Below are 1,775 nucleotides of genomic sequence, written 5' to 3' on the forward strand. Positions count from 1 at the left end.
GATTGAATTTAATGAATACACAAACCCAAAGAAAAAGGCAAAAGATGTGAATGGGAATGAATTTGATTATTATGTATTTGCTGTTAAGTGCACTAATCATTTTAACAACAAACAGATTACTGTATCTGTATCTTATGAAACAGCTAATAAAGTTGTATTAGACAGTTTAGTAAGAAAACAAAAAGAAAATCCTTTGGAAAAAGTATTCATTGATTTTGAAGATTTACTTATTGGTCATTACATCAATGGTTCAGGAGATTTTACGCAAATTATTCAAACGTATAGAGCTGAGAAAGTTCGTGTTGTTGAAAGAGGAGAAGTCGAAAAAATCTTCAAACAAATGAATGACAAACCACTTGATCCAGTTGAGCAAGTAAAACAAATGCAACAGGAGCAACAAAAGAAATAATAAAATAAATTTTGAAACAGAACCTTGACAATTGAATAAATGTTTATTGAAGTGAAGATATGGAAAAATCACAGGTAAGTGCAATCTTAAAACTATAGCTTGCTTATTGTTGTGAAATAATGATGTAGAGATGATAGAGTAGATAAAGTGAACATATTAAAATGTGTGTGGCACTTCAATAAATTTAAAAGTTTAGGTTGTCCTTAAACCATTATGTGTGATTGTCGTGATGATAAGCCTAGCATATAAAAATAGTCGAACCACACAGCTTATGAAAATAAGCATTGTAGAATAAATTTGTGTGAAATGATTTGCACTTCATTTCAAATGAAAAAATAACATAGGAGGTTGTCAAGGGTTACAAATAAATATAAATAAAGAAAGAACAGTATCAAAAGAAAATATTGTTCTTTTTACATGGCAATATGAAAATATGTAAGTCCATAGTGATAATTGAGAGGCAGCTATCAAAAACCCTTAGCATAAAGCCGTTTGAACTGGGCGTCGTGCGGTTGGAATGGAAAGGGGGATTGATAGTGTGAGACAAACTATTTATGAGTTGCGATTACTTATCAATTCTTTAATAAGATTGATAAAACTATTAAGACAAAAATAAAAAGATAGCTCTACCACAGGCTACCTCTTGATTTCATTATAATTCAAAAGACTTTTGAAATCAAGAATAAATAAAAGAAATAGGAGAATCGAAATGGAACATGTAGGTAAATTATTGCGTGAAACAGAAAAACTTGGAATATCTCAAGATTATGTATTGGGTTATCTTCATGCACAAGGATATCTTGTTGTAAATGGGGATAATTGTATAACAAGCGAAGAATATACAGAGTATTTTAATTCACTTTTAATGTATTTTATGGAAAGTGATATTGAAGATGAAACTTTAAATTTGGTAAAAACTACAGTTATTCTTAACGTGAATGAAATTTCGTTATTACATGATTTGATTAATTCAGCTACACAATTAGTTGAAGATAGGAGTAGACTTATTCATCGAGATTTTTTCAAACTTTTAAATGAAAAAATTAATGATTTAATTGATTTGGACAATAAATTATTTGATTGTGTTATGCCAAATAATTTGGAAGGAGAAATAGTCGATTAAGGAACTAATAAAAAAATGTTAGTTCCTTTTTCATATGATAAGGAGAAAAAAATGAAATTAAACTTAGAAATGGAAATTGATGACAATATGTCGGTTGATGATTTAAGAAGAAAAGTTCGTAGGTTTATTTGTGTAATTAATCATGAACAAACAATTATTGATCATCATTATGTTATTGAAAAAAATGGTAAAAAATTTGATTATAAAAGACATCAAAAAAAGATAGCGAAATCATCAAATGAA

The 1,775-nt window shown here is 28.2% G+C and carries 2 protein-coding genes and 1 pseudogene; all 3 read left to right on the forward strand.

The features are described 5' to 3' along the window. Window positions 1-409: hypothetical protein (locus tag GQF29_RS17925; protein ID WP_160340878.1), on the forward strand; the 409-nt coding region annotated here is incomplete at its 5' end. A gap of 709 nt (window positions 410-1,118) precedes the next feature. Beyond that, on the forward strand, window positions 1,119-1,532 hold the full coding sequence (locus tag GQF29_RS17930; RefSeq protein ID WP_054690544.1) for a hypothetical protein: 414 nt from the start codon (window positions 1,119-1,121) through the stop codon (window positions 1,530-1,532). 51 nt (window positions 1,533-1,583) lie between these two features. Further along, window positions 1,584-1,775, forward strand: a pseudogene (locus GQF29_RS17935) (hypothetical protein); the annotation flags it as partial.

This window comes from Coprobacillus cateniformis, assembly GCF_009767585.1.
In the GTDB taxonomy this organism is placed as follows: domain Bacteria; phylum Bacillota_I; class Bacilli_A; order Erysipelotrichales; family Coprobacillaceae; genus Coprobacillus; species Coprobacillus cateniformis.